The organism is Shewanella sp. Koi 1 (assembly GCF_052907445.1).
Map to the genome: position 1 here is coordinate 3,634,965 of NZ_JBREJM010000001.1, position 22,541 is coordinate 3,657,505.

22 protein-coding genes and 1 tRNA gene are annotated in these 22,541 nt (G+C 49.6%); 12 read left to right on the top strand and 11 right to left on the bottom strand.

Annotation, left to right across the window (positions count from 1 at the left end):
• The first annotated feature begins 12 nt into the window (after window positions 1–12).
• The 3 genes from ybeD (at window position 13) to lipA (ending at window position 1,987) form a co-directional block, all read left to right on the top strand.
• Complete coding sequence (gene ybeD / locus ACUZ8J_RS16105; protein WP_011621778.1) at window positions 13–279, top strand: DUF493 family protein YbeD; 267 nt, start codon at window positions 13–15, stop codon at window positions 277–279.
• A 92-nt stretch (window positions 280–371) separates the two neighbouring features.
• Window positions 372–1,025 (top strand): lipoyl(octanoyl) transferase LipB, encoded by a 654-nt coding sequence (gene lipB / locus ACUZ8J_RS16110; RefSeq protein ID WP_011621777.1) that lies wholly within the window; start codon window positions 372–374, stop codon window positions 1,023–1,025.
• Complete coding sequence (lipA, locus tag ACUZ8J_RS16115) at window positions 1,022–1,987, top strand: lipoyl synthase (protein WP_011621776.1); 966 nt, start codon at window positions 1,022–1,024, stop codon at window positions 1,985–1,987. Before lipB ends, lipA begins: the two co-directional genes overlap by 4 nt.
• A 68-nt stretch (window positions 1,988–2,055) precedes the next feature.
• Here lipA and rimI read toward each other — a convergent pair whose 3' ends face one another.
• Together rimI and ACUZ8J_RS16125 are read right to left on the bottom strand one after the other, a co-directional pair.
• On the bottom strand, window positions 2,056–2,508 hold the full coding sequence (rimI, locus tag ACUZ8J_RS16120; protein ID WP_446694957.1) for a ribosomal protein S18-alanine N-acetyltransferase: 453 nt from the start codon (window positions 2,506–2,508) through the stop codon (window positions 2,056–2,058).
• Between the two features lie 97 nt (window positions 2,509–2,605).
• Window positions 2,606–2,956 (bottom strand): DNA polymerase III subunit psi, encoded by a 351-nt coding sequence (locus ACUZ8J_RS16125; RefSeq protein WP_446694349.1) that lies wholly within the window; start codon window positions 2,954–2,956, stop codon window positions 2,606–2,608.
• Window positions 2,957–3,184: 228 nt separating this feature from the next.
• On the opposite strand from ACUZ8J_RS16125, the gene dpsA reads away from it, so the two are divergent.
• Window positions 3,185–3,652: a DNA starvation/stationary phase protection protein DpsA gene (gene dpsA, locus ACUZ8J_RS16130; protein WP_011621773.1), complete on the top strand. Its 468-nt coding sequence runs from the start codon at window positions 3,185–3,187 to the stop codon at window positions 3,650–3,652.
• Window positions 3,653–4,001: 349 nt separating this feature from the next.
• On the opposite strand, the gene ACUZ8J_RS16135 is transcribed toward dpsA, so the two are convergent.
• From ACUZ8J_RS16135 to ACUZ8J_RS16165, 7 genes are all read right to left on the bottom strand, one after another.
• Entirely contained in the window at window positions 4,002–5,207 is a 1,206-nt protein-coding gene (locus ACUZ8J_RS16135; protein ID WP_446694350.1) for a DUF1624 domain-containing protein, read from the bottom strand.
• Complete coding sequence (locus tag ACUZ8J_RS16140) at window positions 5,197–7,371, bottom strand: TonB-dependent siderophore receptor (protein WP_446694351.1); 2,175 nt, start codon at window positions 7,369–7,371, stop codon at window positions 5,197–5,199. Before ACUZ8J_RS16140 ends, ACUZ8J_RS16135 begins: the two co-directional genes overlap by 11 nt.
• Before the next feature lie 61 nt (window positions 7,372–7,432).
• A complete protein-coding gene (locus ACUZ8J_RS16145; protein ID WP_167373652.1) occupies window positions 7,433–7,723 on the bottom strand; it encodes a DUF2946 domain-containing protein in 291 nt (96 codons plus the stop codon).
• A gap of 158 nt (window positions 7,724–7,881) precedes the next feature.
• Window positions 7,882–7,958: transfer RNA gene (locus ACUZ8J_RS16150), tRNA-Trp, on the bottom strand.
• A 306-nt stretch (window positions 7,959–8,264) separates the two neighbouring features.
• Window positions 8,265–9,233: a hypothetical protein gene (locus ACUZ8J_RS16155; protein WP_446694352.1), complete on the bottom strand. Its 969-nt coding sequence runs from the start codon at window positions 9,231–9,233 to the stop codon at window positions 8,265–8,267.
• A 43-nt stretch (window positions 9,234–9,276) separates the two neighbouring features.
• The gene (locus ACUZ8J_RS16160; protein WP_446694353.1) at window positions 9,277–10,188 is read right to left on the bottom strand and encodes a 3'-5' exonuclease; all 912 of its coding nucleotides are present in this window, start codon (window positions 10,186–10,188) and stop codon (window positions 9,277–9,279) included.
• A 93-nt stretch (window positions 10,189–10,281) separates the two neighbouring features.
• A complete protein-coding gene (locus ACUZ8J_RS16165; protein WP_446694354.1) occupies window positions 10,282–11,208 on the bottom strand; it encodes a DUF808 domain-containing protein in 927 nt (308 codons plus the stop codon).
• A 252-nt stretch (window positions 11,209–11,460) separates the two neighbouring features.
• Here ACUZ8J_RS16165 and rpiA point away from each other — a divergent pair, with 252 nt between their 5' ends.
• Window positions 11,461–12,120 (top strand): ribose-5-phosphate isomerase RpiA, encoded by a 660-nt coding sequence (rpiA, locus tag ACUZ8J_RS16170; protein ID WP_039978629.1) that lies wholly within the window; start codon window positions 11,461–11,463, stop codon window positions 12,118–12,120.
• A 91-nt stretch (window positions 12,121–12,211) separates the two neighbouring features.
• Here rpiA and ACUZ8J_RS16175 read toward each other — a convergent pair whose 3' ends face one another.
• Complete coding sequence (locus tag ACUZ8J_RS16175; protein WP_126512576.1) at window positions 12,212–13,402, bottom strand: class I SAM-dependent rRNA methyltransferase; 1,191 nt, start codon at window positions 13,400–13,402, stop codon at window positions 12,212–12,214.
• Window positions 13,403–13,870: 468 nt separating this feature from the next.
• Here ACUZ8J_RS16175 and bufA2 point away from each other — a divergent pair, with 468 nt between their 5' ends.
• The 3 genes from bufA2 to ACUZ8J_RS16190 all read left to right on the top strand — a co-directional run bounded on the left by bufA2 (window position 13,871) and on the right by ACUZ8J_RS16190 (window position 16,100).
• On the top strand, window positions 13,871–14,323 hold the full coding sequence (bufA2, locus tag ACUZ8J_RS16180; protein WP_249554264.1) for a BufA2 family periplasmic bufferin-type metallophore: 453 nt from the start codon (window positions 13,871–13,873) through the stop codon (window positions 14,321–14,323).
• Between the two features lie 83 nt (window positions 14,324–14,406).
• The gene (bufB, locus tag ACUZ8J_RS16185) at window positions 14,407–15,288 is read left to right on the top strand and encodes an MNIO family bufferin maturase (RefSeq protein ID WP_446694355.1); all 882 of its coding nucleotides are present in this window, start codon (window positions 14,407–14,409) and stop codon (window positions 15,286–15,288) included.
• On the top strand, window positions 15,285–16,100 hold the full coding sequence (locus tag ACUZ8J_RS16190; RefSeq protein ID WP_446694356.1) for an HvfC/BufC family peptide modification chaperone: 816 nt from the start codon (window positions 15,285–15,287) through the stop codon (window positions 16,098–16,100). The genes bufB and ACUZ8J_RS16190 overlap by 4 nt, the downstream gene beginning before the upstream one ends.
• Before the next feature lie 39 nt (window positions 16,101–16,139).
• Here the strand turns inward: ACUZ8J_RS16190 and ACUZ8J_RS16195 are convergent, their stop codons facing one another.
• On the bottom strand, window positions 16,140–17,273 hold the full coding sequence (locus tag ACUZ8J_RS16195; RefSeq protein ID WP_446694958.1) for an endonuclease/exonuclease/phosphatase family protein: 1,134 nt from the start codon (window positions 17,271–17,273) through the stop codon (window positions 16,140–16,142).
• A 680-nt stretch (window positions 17,274–17,953) separates the two neighbouring features.
• Here ACUZ8J_RS16195 and ACUZ8J_RS16200 point away from each other — a divergent pair.
• The 4 genes from ACUZ8J_RS16200 (at window position 17,954) to ACUZ8J_RS16215 (ending at window position 22,473) form a co-directional block, all read left to right on the top strand.
• Window positions 17,954–18,655, top strand: coding sequence for a hypothetical protein (locus ACUZ8J_RS16200; RefSeq protein WP_374915764.1), 702 nt, complete (start codon window positions 17,954–17,956; stop codon window positions 18,653–18,655).
• A 22-nt stretch (window positions 18,656–18,677) separates the two neighbouring features.
• On the top strand, window positions 18,678–20,051 hold the full coding sequence (gene mgtE, locus ACUZ8J_RS16205; RefSeq protein WP_249554256.1) for a magnesium transporter: 1,374 nt from the start codon (window positions 18,678–18,680) through the stop codon (window positions 20,049–20,051).
• A gap of 317 nt (window positions 20,052–20,368) precedes the next feature.
• Complete coding sequence (locus ACUZ8J_RS16210) at window positions 20,369–21,457, top strand: methyl-accepting chemotaxis protein (RefSeq protein ID WP_011621760.1); 1,089 nt, start codon at window positions 20,369–20,371, stop codon at window positions 21,455–21,457.
• Window positions 21,458–21,705: 248 nt separating this feature from the next.
• Window positions 21,706–22,473 (top strand): substrate-binding periplasmic protein, encoded by a 768-nt coding sequence (locus ACUZ8J_RS16215; RefSeq protein WP_446694357.1) that lies wholly within the window; start codon window positions 21,706–21,708, stop codon window positions 22,471–22,473.
• Window positions 22,474–22,541: the final 68 nt, after the last annotated feature.

Below are 22,541 nucleotides of genomic sequence, written 5' to 3' on the forward strand. Positions count from 1 at the left end.
TAGAGCACGACTATGTTAAACACGAAATTTGATGAACTCATGGAGTTCCCCTGCGCCTTCCCCTTCAAAGTGGTTGGCGATGCCCACGAAGCCCTGACCGACAGAGTCGTTGCCGTAGTGCAAAGACACGCCCCAGGTGATTATTCACCTACGGTTAAGGCCTCAAGCAAAGGTAGCTACTACTCTGTGACCATCCGCGTCACAGTGACCAGCAAAGATCATATTGAGACACTGTACACTGAGCTTGCCGGTATCGAAGGCGTACGCCGCGTACTATAAGTATTCCTCACGGCCATGAAATGTGATCTGTCTTACATTTATGGTCAAGAGGCGTATAATAGCGCCACTCAATTATAGGGGAGAGGTTGCCCTTGCAAGACACCACTTTGCATATTCGGCATCTGGGACAACAGGATTACGAGTCTGTGTGGCATGCGATGCAGCATTACACCGACACACGTAACAGCGATAGCCCAGACGAACTGTGGATCGTTGAACATCCACCCGTATTTACCCAAGGCCAAGCAGGTAAAAGCGAACATATTTTGAATCCGGGTGATATTCCCGTGATCCAAGTGGATCGTGGCGGCCAAGTGACGTACCACGGGCCGGGACAATTAGTTGTCTACCCTCTCCTCGATATTAAACGCAGCAAGATTGGCGTCCGTCAGCTCGTGACCCATATCGAGCAAAGCATTATCGATATGCTCGCCAAATACGATATCAATGCCTACGCCAAGGCCGATGCGCCGGGCGTGTATGTGGATGAGCGCAAAGTCGCCTCTTTAGGGCTTCGCATTCGTAAAGGCTGCTCCTTCCACGGCTTAGCACTGAATGTCGATATGGATCTGGCGCCGTTTCGCCGTATTAACCCCTGCGGTTATGCTGGGCTTGAAATGGTGCAATGCAAGGAACTGGGCGGCCCACAAACCGTGATAGAAGCAGGCGACCAACTCATTATTACCCTTAGCCAACTATTGGGCTACCAACAACTAGTTCATCATCAAGGATTAGCAGCGTCATGAATAGGCCTGAACGTTTACAACCCGGAGTCAAATTAAGAGATGCCGATAAGGTCTCGCGCATTCCGGTTAAAATCGTGCCCTCTGAGCGCGAAACCATGTTACGCAAACCCGATTGGTTAAGGGTCAAACTGCCCGCATCTAACCAACGCATTCTCGAGATCAAGCAAGCATTACGTTCGAACGGTCTGCACTCGGTCTGTGAAGAAGCTTCTTGCCCTAACTTGGCAGAATGTTTTAACCACGGCACCGCGACCTTTATGATTTTGGGCGCAATTTGTACTCGCCGCTGTCCATTCTGCGACGTAGCCCACGGTCGTCCACTCAAGCCCGATGCGGAAGAGCCAGTCAAACTGGCACAAACCATTCGTGATATGAAGCTGAAATACGTGGTTATCACCTCGGTTGACCGCGATGACCTGCGTGATGGCGGCGCCCAGCACTTTGCCGACTGTATCCGTGAGATCCGTAAGCTCAATCCTGAAATTAAGATTGAGATCTTAGTGCCCGATTTCCGTGGTCGTATCGACGCCGCCCTCGACATTCTGTCGACCGAGCCGCCTGATGTGTTCAACCACAACCTCGAAACTGCGCCTATGCATTACCGTAAAGCGCGTCCGGGTGCGAATTACCAATGGTCACTCGACCTACTGAAGCGCTTTAAAGAGCGTCACCCCAATGTGCCGACAAAATCGGGACTGATGATGGGTCTAGGTGAAACCAACGAAGAAATTGCTCAAGTGCTGCGTGACCTACGTGAACACAAGGTCGAAATGTTGACCTTAGGCCAATATCTGCAACCGTCTAAGTTCCACCTGCCGGTTGAGCGTTACGTGTCGCCAGCCGAGTTCGATGAGCTTAAAGTCCTTGCCGACGAGCTTGGCTTTACTCACGCCGCCTGTGGTCCATTAGTGCGTTCAAGCTACCATGCCGACCTGCAAGCTCAAGGTAAAGAAGTGAAGTAACCTTCGCTTTATTAACCCCATAAAAAAACAGCGCTAAGGCGCTGTTTTTTTTATCTTCTTCTAAAATATTAAGCCGTTTCGCTTAAGGCTAAATCCATCAAAATCGCATCTTCTTTGCCGTCAGCCAAAGAATAATAACCTTTGCGACGCCCGGTTTCGATAAAGCCCCGTTTCTGATAGAGCGCGCGCGCCGCAAGGTTTGATTCGCGAACCTCCAGCATCAGCACCACCGCCTTGGCAGCCTTAGCGCCGTCGATAACCGCCGTGAGTAGCAGATGCCCATATCCTCGCCCTTGTTGCTCCGGCGGCAAACAAATATCCAGCAGCGTTGCCTCATCGACAATCTGCTGCACAATCGCAAAACCGAGCAACTCGCCATCGTTTTGCATTAACCCAATAACGCGGTACAAGTGGCCAAAACAGTCGGCAAGATTATTCTCACTCATAGGGTGGGAATGGGCACTCGCCTCAATGCGCGTCATTTGGCTTACATCCGTTGGCGTCAGGAGCACAATTTGCAACGATTCACTAAGGGTTTTAAGGACTTGATGACTCACGGGACAATCCAAATTAAAAGGCAACTTAAGATAATGTATACAGGGTACGACCCATAGAGGCTTAGGCCGTTAATTGCTGCTCACGCCACTGGCAAATCTGCGTCCACAAGGTACGCTTTGCCTCACTGCGAGACAGTAAATCCGCTAAGGGATCCGACACTAACCAAGCCACTCTGGGCCTAACCCTGTGGCGGCGTAAATCCCAGACGATGGTTTTGCCCTTATGTGGCTCAGTGTTGAACTCACAATCGTCCTTACTGATGCCGATTAATCCCAGCACGGTTTCGAGTAAAGGCACGGCGGCGGGCGTCATCTCATCTGCATCCCAAACCACTTGATAAGGTCGCACTTTAGTATCACGAAGCTGCCAAGGAGTAATCTCCATTGCGGCTAAATAGGCTGATTTATTCATGGGGTGACTGGGGTTTCATTAGGCACTGACACCGCATAAGGATACCAGCTTAATAGGCTGAATGTTATTGTCTCGAGATAAGTCCCCATGCAAATCCATCCCAACATTCCAATTAAGCCGCAGACTTTAATCTGAAAATTCGATTTACAGAATCTATTTTAACCGCTTTAGATGTTTAGCTCATTTGATAAGCTATCCCCATTGAGTAGGACAATAGGAGGAATTTCCATGATTAACATCGGCATCAACCAGAGTCACAGAGAAGAAATCGCTGCTGGGTTAAATCAGTTATTGGCCGACAGCTACAGCCTTTACCTTAAGACCCACAGCTTCCACTGGAACGTCACAGGCCCCATGTTCACGAGCTTGCACTTATTGTTTGAACAGCAATATACCGAGCTTGCCTTAGCGGTCGATTTAATCGCCGAGCGAGTTCGTGCATTGGGCGCAAGAGCCTTAGGCTCCTATTCGGCCTATGCCAAGTTGACTGAAATCCGTGAAGATCAAGGTGTCACAAAAGCCGAGACCATGATCCGTGAACTGTTAAGCGACCAAGAAGTGGTGATCCGAAACGCTCGAGCGCTCTATCCCTTGGTTAGCCAAGCCAACGATGAGGCAACGGCAGATTTACTCACCCAGCGCATCCAACTCCATGAGAAAAATGCGTGGATGTTACGTAGTTTATTAAGCGAATAACCCTTTCATCATCCCCAAGCCAAATGGCCGAGCAGTCACGCGCTCGGCCATTTTATTAGGGCGTGTTAACGTTTCGAGATTAGATTTTGTTCGTTCTGGCAAGCACGTGCTCGCGAAACGAGGAATGATGTGTAGTTATTCTACTCAAATGACGAGTGACAAAGAGCAAGAGCTTGCCAGACGAACCCTTCGGGCAGCATTTGGCTGGCTTTTCTGCCGCGTTATCGTCCGTTTATGTAGAATAACTACACTGCACGGACTTTGCCTTGCTTAAAAACCAGCCAAATTGCTGCAAAAACAACCCTGAAACGTCAACACGCCCTAGGCATTTATTGATGCTAAAGCCAAGTTAGAGATACTTAAGCCAAGCCTGCTGACTCTGTCCTTTGTAACGGCTAAACCAGCGCACGGGATAATAGAGCAAAGGGATCAAGACTAAGCTTATCAGCCATATCCATCCCATATGCGCTACGCCAAACAGCTCGCCATGGTTTGCGCCAAATACCCATTTAGCCAGCGAGTACAGCAACAGCAGCACATATAAGTGCAAGATATAGAAGAACATGGGCACTGAGCCAAACACTGCTAACCTCTGCCCCATCCAACCTAATACTCTGCCTGTCGCAAAATAGCGCTCAAACACGACTAAGCCGTAGAACATCCCGCCCAAGGTCACCAACAAAAAACTCAGTGATGGCGGATACTTAGTTAGATTGAATACCGACATTAAGGTTTGGCCTAAGGTATCGCCAAACTGCCAAGGTAGCGTCTCGCCGTAGAGATTGAATCCGCGCAGCAAGCCAAACAGCAGGGCGCAGCCAAGCCCTAGCAATATTAATTTTTGCTGACGCAGCCCCGCATCACTCCCTCGGCCAAATAAGGGGCCAGCCACATAGCCCAATAAAATCACGCCAATCCAAGGTAGCGCTGGGTAACTTATCTTCAGCTTAAGCTCGCCCTCGGCAATCAAATAACCTCGGTCATGTAATATCGTCCACAGACTATAGCCCCACTCGTCTGGCGTAAAATGGATAGGCGACAATATGTTATGACCAAAAACTATCAATAGCCCGAGTAATGCCATCCACAGCCTCGGGAGCTTGATTAATGCTGCGAGGGCCAACATGCTCAGTCCTATCACCCAAATCACCTGCAACCATAGTGTGTGATAATTGCCCATCCATGAGAAATTAATCACCAATACTTCGAGGGCGATTAAGAATAGTCCGCGCTTGATTAAAAACTCGCGCGCAGAGCGCGGCTCGCCATAACCACGATTGGCATAAAGCCAGGCAGAAACCCCAGTTAAAAAGACGAATACGGGGGCACAAAAGTGCGCCGCAAAACGGCTGGCAAACAGCGCCCAGTTGGTTGTGCTTAAATCCATTGGGTCGCTCACCTGCATATGCAGGAAAAACCGCTCCCGCACATGGTCGAGCAACATAATCAGCATCACTAAGCCGCGCATCATGTCGATGCTATTGATCCGCTGACGCCCATGCAGCTGAGGCGTCTCAGGCGAAGCGGCGGGTGTCACAATGGCATTAGAATTCATAGCTAATACTCACTTTAACATTACGTGGCTCACCCGGCACGGCCCACAGCGCCGAATAACTGCTGGCGATATAGTGCTCATCCAGCAGGTTATCGACATTAAGCGCGAGACTTAGATTTTCGCCAAGCCGAGTAGTAAAGAACATTCCAAGCAACTGATAACTCGGTAATTGAAAACTCGGATCGGCCGAATCGCCCAAGCGTGAGTCCACATAACGCCAACTCAGCCCTAAATGACCGTCGATAGAAAGATCATTTAAGTCCTGCTTGAGAATGATACTGCCCGTGTGTTTTGGCACATTGACCAACGGACTGCCCGCCGGAATTAACACGCCCCAATCTAAATTCAGGCTGTCGTTCGCCGTGCGGGTATTCAGGTAGGCATAGGACAAGGTCGCTTGTAAGCTCTCGGTCAACTCGGCCGCGACATCCAATTCAATCCCCGTGCTCTTGGCTTCACCAAGGGTCGCCGAAAAGCCGACATTGACGGGATCTGAGGTCAAGATATTGCTCTTTTGCGCATCAAACCAAGCCAAACTGCCATTGACGGGTAACTCAAACCAAGTGCTGTTGAACTTAACCCCCAACTCGACGGATTTGCTCTCCTCTGGCTCGAAGGGATTACCCGCATAATCAGTGCCTGAAATCGGTAAAAAACCTTCCGAATAGGAGCCGTAAACACTTAACGCCTCAGACCATTGATACACTAATCCGACTTTCGGGCTGACCCTGTGATCGCGTTGCTCCGACAGACTCGCGTTGACCTGCTCTGCAATTTCTTGGGAATAACGGTCAAACCTTAACCCTAAATGCAGTTTCCAGTGATCGGTTAACTCCAATTGATCCTGTAAATAGGCGCCCCAGGCATCTTGAGTCTCTCGGTTTTCATACAGCAGACTGACCTCTGGCTGAGCTGCGCCATATTGAGGTGCCAAAATATCGATGGCATAGGCGCCCTTCTGGCCTCGATAACGGTAGAGTCCCGTTTTCAGTCGATAATGATAGGCATCCATCCCGAGCAGCAGATTGTGCCTTATGCTACTAGTATCAAACTGGCCACTGAGTTCGGCACGCACTGAATGATCCTCTGAAGCGTAATCTCGATAGCGATGCTGCCGCGTCAGAGTACGGCCATCGTCATATAAGGATTGACGTCCCTTTGCTAATTCGGCATCCGATGAGTAGCCATTCAGACTCGAATCACGATAGTTATAACCCGCGGTAAGCGACCAATCCTCATTTAATTCATACTCATAGGTAAGCTGATGCCCAGTCGCATCCACTTTCGTTGGCCCATCGTTGGGCTCGCCCAAGTAACGCGAACGGGGCACGGTATTAAAGTCGTTATTGAGCACCACTACGCCACGATCAAATAACTGTTCTTGCTTAAGATATTCAACCTCATACAGGAGCGATGACTTATCCGACAGTTGCCAGCGCAGCGATGGTGTGACGATTTTTTTATCGCTAAACACGTAATCGCGAAAACTGTCATGCTCCTGCCAAGCACCATTGATCCTAAAGGCCAAGGTATCGGTCAGCCCCGAGGTAAAATCCCCTTCTAACCGATATTGATCAAAACTCCCCGCAGACGCTTTTAAATAGCCTTGCGCCTCGTACTGCGGCTTTTTAGTCACAATATTCACAGTCCCGCCCGGCTCCGAGCGTCCATAAAGCGCCGAACCCGGGCCTTTGAGGATTTCCACATAGGCCACGTTCGATAGGTCTCTATGACCGCTAAAGCCTCGACCACCATTAAAACCATTGATTAAATAGCCTGATGGCATGTTTTCATTCCCAGGAAAGCCCCGTAACGAAAAACTATCCCATAGCCCACCACCGTTGTTTTGCCGCGCGACACTGGCGGAATAATCCAATAAGTCTTGAAAACGCGTCAGCCCAGTATCTTTAATCAGTTGCTCATCCAGCACAGTGATCGCTTGAGGCAACTCAGTCGCCGGCACATTGCCGCGGTAGGCCTGACGATAATGAATGCTTAAACGCTCGATATCGTCGTCATTAAGTCCCGCGGTATCAGTTTGCACAACCTCGGCGGCCAATAGAGGAACACTCGCATCCAACGCCAATAACGCCACGCCCAGCACTAATGCCGAGCGCTTGTGGCTCACATAAACAGCCATTTTCACTCCAAAAATAAACAGCATCGGGCACCTTAGTTAAGCCAAGGCGCTCGAAAAATAAGAGAAATAGATAAAAAAGCAGGAGTTAGGCTGTTAGCGGCGGCGCGCGGCTATGGAAGTGGCGCCTAAATGGCGTCTTAAAGGAAATAACATCAAACTCAACCGAAATGATACCCTGTTGAGCAACTTGAAAATCTAACGGAGAGTATGAGAGTGCATGCTGCAATTGATGCTGATGCAAACACAGCGCGCAGTGGGCCTTGGTATCATCATTGAGGTGGGAAACACTGTGCACCGCAAACGCAACAGACAGCAACACTAAGATGGCGGCAAGCCATAGTGCTAATCTGCGCCTTGTTTGCATCACAGAACTCAAACCATACATCCTCAAACCAAAGGGCTTGCGATTGTATGTTAGACACTACGAAAGTTGCAAATACCTTTACTTAACAAATGTAAGCAAATGCGGTGAGAAAATTTATCGCGCGCAAAATAAAACGGCTCGCATATTTCTATGCAAGCCGTTGTTTTATTTGGCAGGGGTGGCAGGACTCGAACCCGCAACCATCGGTTTTGGAGACCGCTGTTCTACCAATTGGAACTACACCCCTGTTGACGTGGGGCATTATGCTAAAAGCACTCTCAAAGGTAAAGGACTTTTTATGACAAACTTAATTAACTGAGGAATTTTCAAACAAGTTTGCCATCTACTGTTGATTTAATTGGCATAAAGCTGAAAAAGTCAGCATATAAGCTCAGTACAGAGCGTTAAAAACCCGTCTGCAATCGAGTAAACATTAAGACCCGACGCCCTGCTTATGGCAAAAAACTAACAAAAGAGCCGTGAAAACGTCTTAAAAGATGAATTTAAGCGCGGTACGTCCCATACACTCGCGACTAAATCCCATCGCTGATGGTTAATCATCAAGGGTTGAGATAAAAATCCGCCGCAAATCATTGTCCCAAAGCTGGACAATCTTACGGGTCTTGTCCTTATTCCAAAAACACTTACCAAACAGGATAAGCCCTGCGCCCTCTAAATCCCGTTTATCTTCGATATTAAAGCGCTTAAACAGTTTAGTTTTGACGGCCTCGATTGGAATGCCAATGTCTTTACTGTCGGCGGGATTGAGCCAAGATAACGTCGGGTCGCTGTGGGAGATAGTGCCCCAGTACATATGGGGTTTGCTATCTGTAGGATCCGCATCGGCAAAATTCACAAACAAATTCTTCGCACGCCAGCGGTACTTACGTTCATCATCGGTGTAAACCCAAAGATCCGAAGTCGCCAAATCCGAGCCGCGCAGCAGGCTATGGAGTAACTTTTCTAGCCCTTGGCTCGGAGTACGCTTTACCGTGATGGCTACCTCGGGTTTATCGGCCGCCACTTGATAGCCAGCTTTGGGCTCCTGTACTGACGCTAATTGCTCGGTATCATTTTCAATTTCACTTTTGACTCCAAACTCTTGCTCTTGGAGAGCCTTGATTTTGTGAGCTGAGTTAGAGGGTCTCTTATTACTGGGATTAACCGAAAAATCGATAACCAAGGCATCGGCGTCGAGCAGTTGTTGCTGCACTTCGAGGGCATCTTGTTCTTCACGGGACTTTTGCGCCGACGGATTAAATTCGATGCAATCGAGCTCATGGTAACGGGAGCCAAAACAGGCGGCCTTACCATCCTTAGAAGCTTTACGAAAATAGGCTTTGCCGTAGCAGGCGGGGCAATATAAATGCTGGCGCAAACGCTCAATCTCAGCCTCGGGTAACTGCTGAAACTTGAACACACTGTAGGTGACACCAGCCTGAGCATGAGGATTGAGTCGTAATGGCGACGAAGCGTGCTCTGCCGCAGCCTCGGTTGTGAGTACACAAATCGCATCCAACATCTCTTGCCCCCTAATCCTTATCGTTACGACCTTATCTCAAGTCTTAAGCTGGATGAAAATAGCTCGCGAGTCGTGCGGCTAAACTCGGCGGCAATAAGGGTTTATTACCGACAGTCGTTTTGCCATAAAAACCTTGTAGCTTGTCGATTAACTGCCAAAAACAGAGGTTCGCCGCCAATGCATCGAGGGCGGCGTACTGATTTTGCGCTTGGGATAAAGGCACCTGTTGCCAATTCGAGAGGGTAATTTTTTTAGGTTTATCGATGCGTTTATGCAGTAATGCCGCCACCAATTGCCGCGTGCCCATTTCCTTACCGGCGCCGAGCTGCGCCATCGCCCAATTCAAATCGAGTCGAGGGGAGACCTGTATATCCCAATCCCGTTTCATTGCTTGGCCATCGCCCCTTAATCCAATCCCCACTTTGAGGATCTGTTCATTTTCGAGCAAAGGTTTGAGCTCGGCGAGCCTCTCACCCAATACCACCCGCTGAAATAAATAGCAGGTATCTGAGGTCGCCAATTGCACTAAGCTCAAGGGATATTGAACGCCCGGCTCAAAGCTTGCCCGCGTTTCGGTATCAAACCCCAGCACGGACTCACTGCTAAGTTGTTGTAATGCGGTGGCAAGCGTATCGGGCGTGACTAACTCGACGCGCATTTCCACCCGCATTTCACCACGAATTTCGCCACGCATATCCACCAGCGACAGTGGTACGAGGTTTGCCAGCTCGGCATCCGTTAATCGCGTCGTTAAGGCGAGTTTTTGCTGAAACCATTGGAACTTAAGTTGCGAATCGGCTGCCGATAAGTCCCCCGCTTGGGACTCGGCTAACCCAGCCAGATATTGACTCCCAGCTTTATCCATCGCCGCGATAAGCTCGTCGGCATGTTCGCCTAATTCCTGACGCAGCCAAGCCAACTTATTGGGAGAAAGGCAATAACGCATTAATTGCATACTTCGTCCTTGAGCGTTGAAATAATCGCCGCGAGCACCTTAGCACTCGCGCAACTCGGGTTAGCTGATCTGCAATAAAGGATGAAAAACGGATCAGCTACGCAGCTTTTGGAATCCAGTCATCAGCAGTACCGCAACCGCGCCCGCCGCGATGCCAAAGAGCGCGTTAAGAATGCTTGGCGTCAGTAACCCAAGCACTGGGCCGACAACGGCAATGGTTTCCACAAATTGCTCGGCATGGTGGATTTGCTCGCCGACCCAATGTAATCCATGGGTTAGAATGCCGCCGCCCACCATAAACATAGCGGCAGTACCGATAATGGTTAAGCTCTTCATCAACACGGGCGCCGCACTCAGTAAGCCAAAACCCAACTGACGATTAAAGCGAGTAAAGCTCGACTCGCCCTGACGCTGGCTCAGATACAAACCCGCATCGTCCATTTTGACAATCGCTGCCACCAAACCATAAACGCCTATGGTCATCACGATACCAATAATGGCGAGGGTAAAAAATTGCGTTGAGAGCGACTTATCCGCGACTATGCCTAAAGTGATGGCGATAATTTCTGCCGACAACACAAAGTCGGTGCGAATTGCACCCTTCACTTTTTCCTTTTCATAGGCCGCAAGATCGCTTATCTCGGGTAAGTCAGATTCGGCCTTCTCCGCGTGTTTGTCTTTGCGGTGGCTATAGCTGTGGTGTAATTTCTCAAAGCCTTCAAAACATAAAAACAAGCCGCCGAACATCAATAAGGGGGTCACCGCCCAAGGAATAAAGGCGCTGATCAACATGGCTGCGGGCACTAAAATCAATTTATTGCGAAACGAGCCTAAGGCGACCGCCCAGACCACAGGTAATTCGCGGTCGGCACTCACGCCCGTGACTTGCTGGGCGTTTAAGGCCAAATCGTCCCCTAACACCCCAGCGGTTTTCTTGGCCGCGACCTTACTCATCACTGCCACATCATCCAAAATAGATGCAATATCGTCGAGTAAGGTTAGTAAACTCGCCCCTGCCATACATACTCCCTTAAACCAATGGTTTTGTTTTTCCGATTCTGCTTTGGCAATAGTAACTTAGTTAGATTAAGCCCGCATAGCGAATCGTCAATAGTGAAATGTATTTCATCTAAGGGCTGAACTTAGGTGCTTAAGATGAAATAAGTGAGCGCTGCTAGCGGGATCACAGCCACAATGCAATTGCACCACATTGTTTGACGGAAAAGAGTATACTAACCCCAGAATTTTTTACTGCCATTACAGGATGTCAACATGACTCAAGATGAAATGAAAAAAGCCGCAGGCTGGGCTGCCCTCAAATACGTTGAGAAAGACAGCATTGTGGGTGTAGGCACAGGCTCAACCGTTAACCACTTTATCGATGCTTTGGCGACCATGAAGGCTGATATTGAAGGCGCAGTATCAAGCTCTGAAGCTTCAACTCAAAAAATGAAGGCCCTTGGCATCCCTGTTTATGACTTAAACAGCGTCGATAAATTATCCGTGTATGTCGATGGTGCCGATGAAATCAACGGCCACATGGACATGATCAAAGGCGGCGGCGCAGCATTAACCCGCGAAAAAATCGTTGCAGCCGTGGCTGAAAAGTTTGTCTGTATCGTGGATAACACTAAGCAAGTTGATATCCTAGGTGAATTCCCACTGCCTGTTGAAGTGATCCCAATGGCGCGCTCTTACGTGGCCCGTGAACTGGTCAAACTCGGCGGCGACCCAGTGTACCGTGAAGGCGTTGTGACTGATAACGGCAACGTAATCCTCGACGTTTACAACCTTAAGATCATCAATCCTAAGGAATTAGAAGATAAGATCAACGCCATCGTCGGCGTAGTGACAAACGGCCTGTTCGCAAAACGCGGCGCCGATGTGTTACTGGTTGGCACCCCTGAAGGCGTGAAAACCTTTACCGCTTAAGGCAAGGTGAGTCAAAAGACTCCCATGTAAGAAACAAAAATGCCGATGCAACTGCACCGGCATTTTTTATGACCCTAGGGCTATTAAGCGATTACCACACTCGAGCCACTAAGCCCTTGAGGTAAAAACCTTCTGGGAAGGCGCTACCAATCGGGTGATCGCTCGCTTGGCTTAAGCGCTCGATAAATTGGATCTCACGTTTGGCATCCAAAGCCGCATCGGCAACGATTTTTTGGAACAGATCCGCAGGCATTAATCCCGAGCAAGAGAAGGTCAACAGCACCCCGCCCGGATTTAATAATTGCAGCGCAATCATATTGATATCTTTATAGCCACGACAGGCGCCATTGAGCTGCGACTTATTGTCGGCAAACTTTGGCGGGTCGAGTACGATCACATCGAAGGTTTTACCCTCATCGCGGTACTGACGTAGTAACTTAAACACATCGGCTTCGTTGTAATGCACATTGTCATCATTTAAGCCATTGACTCGCATGTTCAAACGCGCGGTATCGAGGGCAAGCGCCGACACATCGACGTTTTCAATGCTGGCCGCGCCCGCCTTAGCGGCGTACAGACCAAAGGTACCCGTGTAGCAAAAACAGTTCAGAACCGATTTGCCCTTCACAAACCGCGCCGCCATAGCACGGTTGTCGCGCTGGTCGAGGTAGAAACCAGTCTTATGACCCTTAGTCACATCGACGGCAATCTTGATACCGTTTTCTTCAATAATGACGGGCATTTCAGGCAACGTGCCATGGAGCAGTCCCATGGTAGAGGCTAAGCCTTCTTTCTTACGGGAATCAACGTCTGAGCGCTCGTAAATCGCGCAATCGGGATACAGCTCGGCGAGCACATCGACAATAGTGTCACGCCACACATCGGCGCCCATGCTCAGCAATTGGCAGACCAACACATTGGCGTATTTATCAATGGTGATACCGGGCAGACCATCGGACTCGGCGGCAATTAAGCGGTAACCGGTTAAGCCTTGCTCACGAATGAGATCGTCGCGTCCCGCTTGGGCACGCAGAATACGGCGCTTAAAAAACTCACGGTCAATTTCTTCTTCGCGATCAAAAGTCCAAATCCGCACTTGGATTTGAGACTCAGGAGACCAGGCACCACGGCCCAACCAATGACCATCATGGGCAACCACATCGACGGTATCGCCCGCTTCGGGCTTACCTTTTACGTTGTGGATCCCGTTGGAAAAGACCCAAGGATGACGACGCTCAAGGGACTTTTCGCGACCGGGTTTAAGTTTGATTCTGACTGCCATAGTACCGCCTTAAAAAAGTACCGCCTTGCTAAATTGAACCGCCACAACAAACTGCGTTAAGTTCGTCAGGCGCCGTCTTCAAAAAATGGAAGCGGATAATATACCTAATATCGTTTGAGCGCGAGCCATCCACAGTAAACAACGCGTGTCCACCGTCAACAACGCGCAATAGTGCCGCGCTAAGTGATGGCGATCATAGCTTAGTTTTCGCCGCAAAACCCACTTACCACAGCCGATTTTTGGCAAACCAGCACGATTTTCGACGAGAGAAACAGGATTTTGCTGAAAGATATTCTCGCCCCTTAAGGTCTTATCCCAGTAACAGGACTTAAGCAAAAGCTGCACAAGCAACTAGGCTTATTCCTGTGTTTATCCATCCGCTTTATATGCTGCCTATTGGTGCTGTCGTTATAAAAGCAAGCTAATCAACAAGATGACTCATGTAGTCAGAATGCAAAGGAAGAGACCATGAATAAGAAAGCCCAAACCGCACTTTCAGGTGCAGCACTTGCTATGGCCATGGCCGGTATGGCAAGCCAAGTAAGTGCAGCAGAACCGCTGACCAGCGCCGACAGTAGCGACCTCGTCCACTGTTATGGCGTGAATACCTGTAAAGGCCATAACGACTGTAAAACCGCAGATAACGCCTGCGCCGGACACGCCAGCTGTAAAGGCAGTGGTTTTGTGGCTATGCCATCCAAGAGTTGTGGCGATGTCGGTGGCAAAGTCGCCGATGATTGGGTGGGCAAAATCGCCAATACCGAGCTAGTGCACTGCTATGGCATCAATACCTGTAAAGGCCATAACGACTGTAAAACTGCTGACAATGCCTGCGCCGGACACGCCAGCTGTAAAGGCAGTGGTTTTGTTGCCACCCCAGCCAAAGCCTGTGGCGACTTAGGCGGTAAAGTCGGCGCCTAAGGCTCATCCGCAAGCTTGGCACAGAGGAAGAAGCGGTCGGAATCTGGACCGCTTCAGCTACTCAGTCATCATGAGGTTGATACATGGATAAACAGCGTCTCACTCACCCCACCCTAGGTTTTGGTTTAGGGCTGCGAACCCAGCACTTCGACCATGTGCTTAGGCATCAGCCCGAAGTCGACTGGTTCGAGATACTCTCGGAAAACTTTATGGTCGCAGGCGGAAAACCCCGCTATTACCTGAGTGAGATTGCCGAGCGTTATCCACTGGTGATGCACGGCGTTTCTTTATCCATCGGCAGCACAGATCCACTGAATATGGATTATCTTAAGGCGCTCAAACAACTCGCGAATGAAGTACAACCCCAATGGATTTCGGATCATATTTGCTGGACCTCCATCCACGGCATCAATAGCCATGACTTATTGCCCCTACCCTACACCGAAGAAACCGTGAGACACGTGGCCGAGCGCATCGGCATAGTGCAGGACTTTTTAGGCCGCCGCATTCTGATGGAAAACGTCTCCAGCTATTTGTCCTACCAAGGCTCCACCATGAATGAGTGGCAATTTGTTAACGCAGTAGCCGAGGAGGCTGATTGCCTCTTGCTGTTAGACATCAACAACATCTATGTCAGCGCCCGTAACCATCAGTTCCCCCCTGAGGATTATCTGCTGCAAATCGCGCCTAATCGGGTGCAACAATTTCACCTAGCGGGTCACTCGGATTACGGCGACTATGTTATCGACACCCATGATCACGATGTTTGCCCCAGTGTCTGGGAGCTGTATCGGCAGGCATTAACCCGCTTTGGCGGCGTCAGCACTATGATTGAGCGCGATGCCAATATCCCCGAATTTAATGCATTGGAAGCCGAGTTGGCGATTGCCCGTAACATCGCCCGCACCACGTTAGGCGAGTCACATCCTCTGGTTTACAGACCGCGGCAGGAGACGGTGGTATGAGTCAACTTCGCGAGATCCAACAGCAATTTATGGATTATCTGCTGGCAAGCGCCGCCCAAACGCCGATACCAGAAACCATAGAAAAATCCTTTAGTGACAAAGTTGCCGAGCAAGGCGGCGTAGGCCGTGATATCCGCATGCAGATTTACGCCAATGCCTATCGCATTCGCTTAACCGAAGTCCTCGATACCGACCATGAAATACTCGGTCTGTATTTGGGCGATGACTTATTTGCGCGCATGGCCAATGGCTATATCGCCCACCAGCCCTCACGTTTTACTTCGTTACGCCAATTTGCCGATGCCCTGCCCGACTACTTAGCCAGCGACGCTTTTTTTAGCCAGTATCCGATTATCAGCGATATTGCCAGATTCGAGCGCAGACTACTCAACACCTTCGATGCCAAGGATGAACAGCGCGCGAGTTTTGCGGCGCTGCAATCCTTACCCGCCGATGCTTGGCCCTATTGCCAACTGCGTTTTCACCCTAGCGTGCAGCTTTTTGAGTGTGCCAGCAATGCGGTCGAAACCTGGCAAGCCTTAAAGCATCAACAAGTCCCGCCCGCGCCCGATTATCAAAGTAAACGCGCTTGGTTACTCTGGCGCGGTGAAAGCCGTTTAACGGAATTTATTTCCCTCGCTGAATACCAATTCGCCTTGATTCAAGGATTTATTCACGGCGCCAATATTGCCGAGCAATGTGAATTGATGCTGGCGTTTTTTACGCCAGAAGAGGCCATGCAGCAGCTGTTGCAAGCGCTGCAAGCTTGGTTTCAATTAGGTTTGATATTGAGTGTTCAACCGAATGATTAAGGCATCAGCCGCTCTATACACAAGCAGCGGCTCGAACCGCTAACGCCGCAGTGCCAACTCCACCATCACGGGCGCATGGTCAGTACTATAGGCATCGCGCTCATATTCGGGCCTGACTAAGTGTCTATCGCAGGTCTGATAATCCACCACCTGCGCCAAACTGCGGCTATCGCTGGCATCAAACTCATTGGAGAGCAACACATAATCCAGCACTGATCCTTTAGGGCCATAGTAATGGGTGGGCGCCCTATGCTCACGGTAATGGATAGCGTTATCGGCTAAATTGGCTTCGATAAACAGCTCATAGGCATCTTGTAATCGATAGTGGGCAAACACTTGCGCTAACGCCGCATCGGATAAATGCCCAAGCCCAGCGGCTTTAATATCGTTACTGTGCAGCGCTTCGCCTTGGAGGGTTAACGCATCCAACGCGCCTAAGGACAAACTATCGTTAAAATCCCCCATCAGGATCACCGGATGTTTGGCACTCTGTCTTCTGGCGAGTATGGCATGGAACAACAATGCCGCCTCGGCGCCCCGCTGCATGGTCGAGGCCCAACGCCCGAGGGCTTGTTCGGTTAATAGCTTAGTCTCGGCGTGTAACTTAAGATCCGACGGCGCATTTAACGACAAGCCCAAAGGATGCGGCTCTAAAGCCAATCCCGGCCGCTTAGATTTAAAATGCACCACATAGCAATCACAGGGGCCAATCTGCGGCACCTCCACCGTTGCCCGTAACACTTTACGGCTAAAGCTAAATTCGCTCGACAGACCCATCGCCAACACTAAGTGCGCCTCTGGTTCGATAGCGTGTACCTCAAGGATTGGGAAGCGAGATGCCAACGCCACCACAGGGCTTTGGTAGATATAGTCACTGACCAAGGTTGCACTATCGACCACCGCAAAGTGAGTGAGTCCCTGCTGCAGCGCAAGCTGGCGTAACGGTTCGGGGCTAAACACCTCCTGAAACCCAACAATATCCGGATGGTGTTGATTCAATAACTCGCTAAACCACTGGCACTTTTTCTGCCATTGGCCGTGGCTATAGATATTCTCAAAATCATAAAAGGCTGAGGGCGGCTCGATAAAGTTAAATAGATTCACGGTCGCAATTTTAATATTCGATTGCGTCGCCTCGGTCGAACTCGACCATTCTGGGGAATGCTGCGCCACGGTATTATTCCTCTTTAGCCAAATCATGCTATCAACAGCGCCTTTAACGGATTTACGCATCAAAATGGCCTATTTCCCCAATGACTTAGGCAAGAGATGCCATTTTAAGGCGTGATACCCAAGGTTATACCTAAATCGATTTGATCATCAATCACAGCATGCTCATTGCCACCAGCGACCTAGGCAAGAAAGCCCATAAAACCAACAATCGCCACACCCAATGAGAACACTTAACCACCAAGGCGCAACAAGATTAAAACCAACTAACTCAATTCACTCAAGAATAAAAACCAAATTCAAACATAAACATAGCCAATTGGCGTTCGGGTTTGACTTTGCGTTTTTGCGGTTTAGAATCTAGCCACTTTTATCATTGCGGAGACCCACTGTGGGCACACACATAAGTGACAGTAGATGCCCTGTCCAAGTGACAGGATTAAACACCTAGCACTAGCCCGCAATGTTTTTGCTGCTACCTGCTAGGCAGGGTAGTAGCGTGACGCTTCCTCACTCCACTCCCATATATTCAATTTAAGCCTTTCCCCATGGCCAATCAGCTTATGCTTGCGCTCGGCTATTGGTTTTATCCGGCCTTTGGCTGGAGGGAAAGTGCTGACCATTGAATACATCTTCACCCATGTTTTGCCCCAGTAGGCCTCCCTTACTTTGGGAGTTTACCTATGGCTTATATCAAACATACATCCACCTTAGCCCGGCAACCTTTGGCCCTCTTTGGGCTATGTCTTAGCGTCACAGCGAACGCTTCTTTACTGGACGTTGATGATCCTGGCATCGCCGAGCGTTGCGAGCTGCAACTCGGCTGGCAACAACCTAGATCGGATCACTCTGCGACAGCACTCAAAACGGCGGCAACCTGCAACCAAGGACAATGGGAATGGCACTTAGGGCTTGAACATCAACATCTAAGCGTTGAAGAACAAGCAGACAGCAGCAAGAACCAACAGCAAGCCGAGCTGGGCATTAAATTACCCTTGTCTATCGACACTGGCCCTTGGCAGAGCGCGCTGGCTATTAATCTGCAACACCATCATCAAGAGCCACACCCCATTGCCACAGAAGTGCTCGGCATTATGGGATATCAGATGGCGGAGCGGGATTTACGCCTCTATAGCAATTTGGGCTTTTATCAACACGCGGCTCAGTCGCCACAACTGATCGCAGGCATCGCCATTGCCTTAGCGCAGAGCGAAGATCAGCAATGGATCGGCGAAATTTATCGCAAAGCACCCGAGGCACACGCCTACCGTCTTGCCTATCAATGGTTACTCAAAAGACAGTTGCAACTCGAGTTCAGCCTAGGCAATGACCTTAAGGGAAACGCCCAGCAATTCGGTGCTGATATCACTTTTTTCTTTGGCTAATAGCTCGTTGGGAGAATGACCTATGAACATGAACAACAACCAAAAAAACACTAAGCAAATCATCTTAGCCCTGCAAATCATCCTAGAACAACGCGACAGCGAGAGCATGGTCGCCTTGGCCAAAGAGCGCCATCCCGCGGACATTGCCACCGCGCTCAGCACCTTTAGTCAGTCGCAGCAATTAGTGTTTTTGCAACTGGCACCGGCAAAAGTTGCCGCCGATTTACTGCGCTATTTAAGCGATGAGCAGCAAGCCGCATTAGTGCAACAGCTTGATAAAGCGACACTATCGTCGCTATTACTGACGATGGCGGCGGATGAGCGCGCCGATCTCTACAATCTGCTTGAACCCGAGCAGCAAAAACTCTTCTTGCCAGTGTTAGCGCAGGCTAAACGGGAAGATCTGCGTACCTTAGCCGCCTACGATAAAACCAAGGTCGGTGCGGCGATGACATCGGATTACACCTTACTCAATAGTCGACATACCGCCGCCCAGGCGATTGATATGCTTCGCACGGAAACCGCCGACAAAGAAACCATATATCAAGCCTATGTGGTTGATATGTTGGGACGCTTAATTGGTACAGTCTCGCTACGGCAATTACTGCTGGCTCAACCAGAAGAACGGGTGGTCGATTTTATGAAGCCCAACCCTATTGCCTTGGATGCCAACGCCCAATGCCAAGAAGCGGTGCAGATGATCGCCCATTACGATCTGCTGGCCCTGCCCATCATCAATGGTAAGGGGCAATTGGTCGGGATTGTGACCTATGACGATGCGATGGATATTGCCAGCTCACAGGCCGATCTCGAGTTCACCAAAACCGCGGCCATCGGCAATATCGAACACAATTTAAAGACCGCAAGCATAGGGCTACTCTACCGTAAGCGCGTGGTCTGGTTGGTGATTTTGGTCTTTGGCAATATCTTCTCCGGGGCGGGCATCGCCTTTTTCGAAGATACGATTTCGAGCTATGTGTCTTTAGTGTTCTTTCTGCCCTTACTTATCGACAGCGGCGGTAATGCTGGCTCGCAATCCGCTACCTTAATGGTGCGGGGATTAGCCACGGGCGAAGTGATACTCAAGGATTGGCTCACACTGCTAGCGCGCGAGTTAGGGGTTGCGGGATTACTCGGTGCCAGCATGGCACTGGCGGTGTCCTTGCTCGGTTTCTGGCGCGGCGGCCCTGAAATTGCCCTCGTCGTCGCACTGACCATGCAAATTGTGGTGATCATTGGCAGCCTGATTGGTATGTCACTGCCCTTTTTACTCAGCAAGTTAAAAATGGATCCAGCTTCAGCCAGCGCGCCACTTATCACCTCAATAGCCGATATCATTGGTGTGCTGGTTTACTTTAGTATTGCCACTCTGATACTCGACTTACCAACGGCATAGGTCGATTGTCATCTAACAAATCGTCACAGCGTTTGCAGTCAAATGCCGCTGTGACGCACAGATTGGTGTCATAGCTTAAAACCACCATGGGAAGGCAAAGGCATTTATCGCTCTGTCTTCCCCTCTGGTTGAGGTCCGTTATTTGCGCCAGTTCATAAATTTGTTGTTTATTAAGAAAATGATAAGAATAAAATGCTGGGGTAGATTACGCTTTTACTAGCCGCATTTTGATTTAACACCTGCCTCACAGGAATCGCCCATTAATCGGCGAACAAGCTGCTGCCATAACAATATCGACAAAGGTTTAGAGGTTTTTTATGTGGTTTCATTCCAAACTCAAAGCAGAAAACGAAGCGCTTAAACAGCGGCTGATGGATCAACAACACAGACACGAATTGGAAATTGAAGAGTTAAAAAACATGGCCAGAGAAAACGAGGCCATGCAGCAACAGTCCCGTCAGCATATTGATCTGTATAGCGAAGTCATCGCCTGCCAAAACCAAGGCGGCGAGATGTTAAATGCAGTGAGAGAAGGCCTAGCCAGCAGCGCCGAATTACTCACCGAAGAACAGGCTGCGCTGTCTGAATTAGACAAAATATTTGATCAAACACGGGTAGCAATTGCCAATTTAGGCAGCCGCGCGACTGACATCAACGAACAAGCCACCAACAGTATGGATGCCGTAACCGAGCTGAATAACACTACCTCATCGATTAATCAGTTTGTCTCCGCCATTCAAGGCATCTCAGAGCAAACCAACTTACTCGCCCTCAATGCCGCCATCGAAGCGGCTCGTGCGGGAGAAGCTGGCCGAGGCTTTGCCGTGGTCGCCGACGAGGTAAGACAACTCGCCAGCAAGGCCCACGAGGCCAGTAGCCAAATTGAAAAACTGGTAAAACAGATTGTGGCACAGGCGTCGAATATCAAAGAAATTGTGCACAACAATCAAAACAGCGCCCTCGATGTCGCCTCCTCTTCGACTCAAATCGGCCAAGTGGTTGAAGATGTACTCCAACGCTCCCACAAAATGCAGCAGGTCATCCACAATGCGGCGACCGCTTCGTTTTTAAATACCACTAAACTCGACCACGCAGTATGGAAGAGCCATGTGTATCAATTAATTGAGAAGAATCAACATAACCACAGCGTGAACTCCCATACAGAGTGCCGCTTGGGGCAATGGTATTTCAAAGGATTTGGCGCGGAAAATTATCAGCATTTAAGCAACTTTAAAGCCCTCGACGCTCCCCATAAAGCAGTGCACGATGCGGGTAAAGCGGCGCTGGCTGCAAAACAGAAAGGCAACTTAGCAGACATGGTAAAGCAGTTACATGCTATGGAAGACTCGAGTATGCGGGTTGTGGCTTGCCTCGATAATCTACTGCGAGATGTGTATCGCCAGTAACTCGCAAGTGTCAGCGGATATGAGCGCCCTTGGGCGCTCTTTTTATTGCTAAGTCTCTTTTCCCTTCCCGCTCCTGCACTCGTAGCAGGGGAAATTCACTATCTATGTGCCGCTGACTAGAAGCCATCGCGCCATCACAACCTACAAATACCTCTGAGCCGCCTTGATAGCCTAGGGCTTATCAACTTTACTTCATTGAGAGCATGCCGTGAGACTTGCCGATAACCGTTTCATTTTTAGGGTGATTAATGAAGTTTGTCACACACTTACTACTTGCAGTGTGCCTGTGTATTCTTCCGTACCGGGCGCTTGCCGCCCTCAGTATTTATACCGAAGAATGGGCTCCCATTAGCTTTTCCGTCGACGGTAAACCCGATGGTTTAGCGGTACAAGTGGTGCAAGAAATTCAAAAGCGCGTGAATAATCAGGATCCCATCAAGGTTGTTCCCTGGGCTCGCGGCTGGAAGATTATGACGGAGCAACCTAATACAGTGCTGTTTGCCATGACCAGAACGCCAGCACGGGAACAACTGTTCAGCATGATAGGCCCTATCGCCACGGGGACGATTAACTTCTACGCCCTGAAAGACAGCCAACTCAAGATTAGCTCGATTGATGATGCCAAGCAGGCGAAAGCCGTGGGTGTATATCGCTCTTCCGTGGAAGATCAATTATTAATGGAGCATCAGTTTACCAATATTGCCCCTTCTACCACGCCGTTACTGAGCGCGAAGCAACTAATGAAAAAGCGTATCGATTTATGGTGCAATACTAACCTCACCGCACCGAGTATTCTCGCCGAAGCGGGCGCGAGTATGGATGAGGTCAAATCCCTCTACACTATCAGCGAAAATCATCTGTACATTTCGTTTTCGAAGGGAACCCCCAACAAAGAAATAGAACAATGGAAAGAGGCGCTTATCGACATCAAGGCCGATGGCACCTTTGCACAAATTTATCACCGCTGGCTGCCCAATGATGCGCCGCCAATGGAAACCGAGCGCGTTGGACAATAAATCTTTAGTACAAGGTATTGAGTGCAAAAAGAAAGGCCGGATAACTAAGTTATCCGGCCTTTTGATGG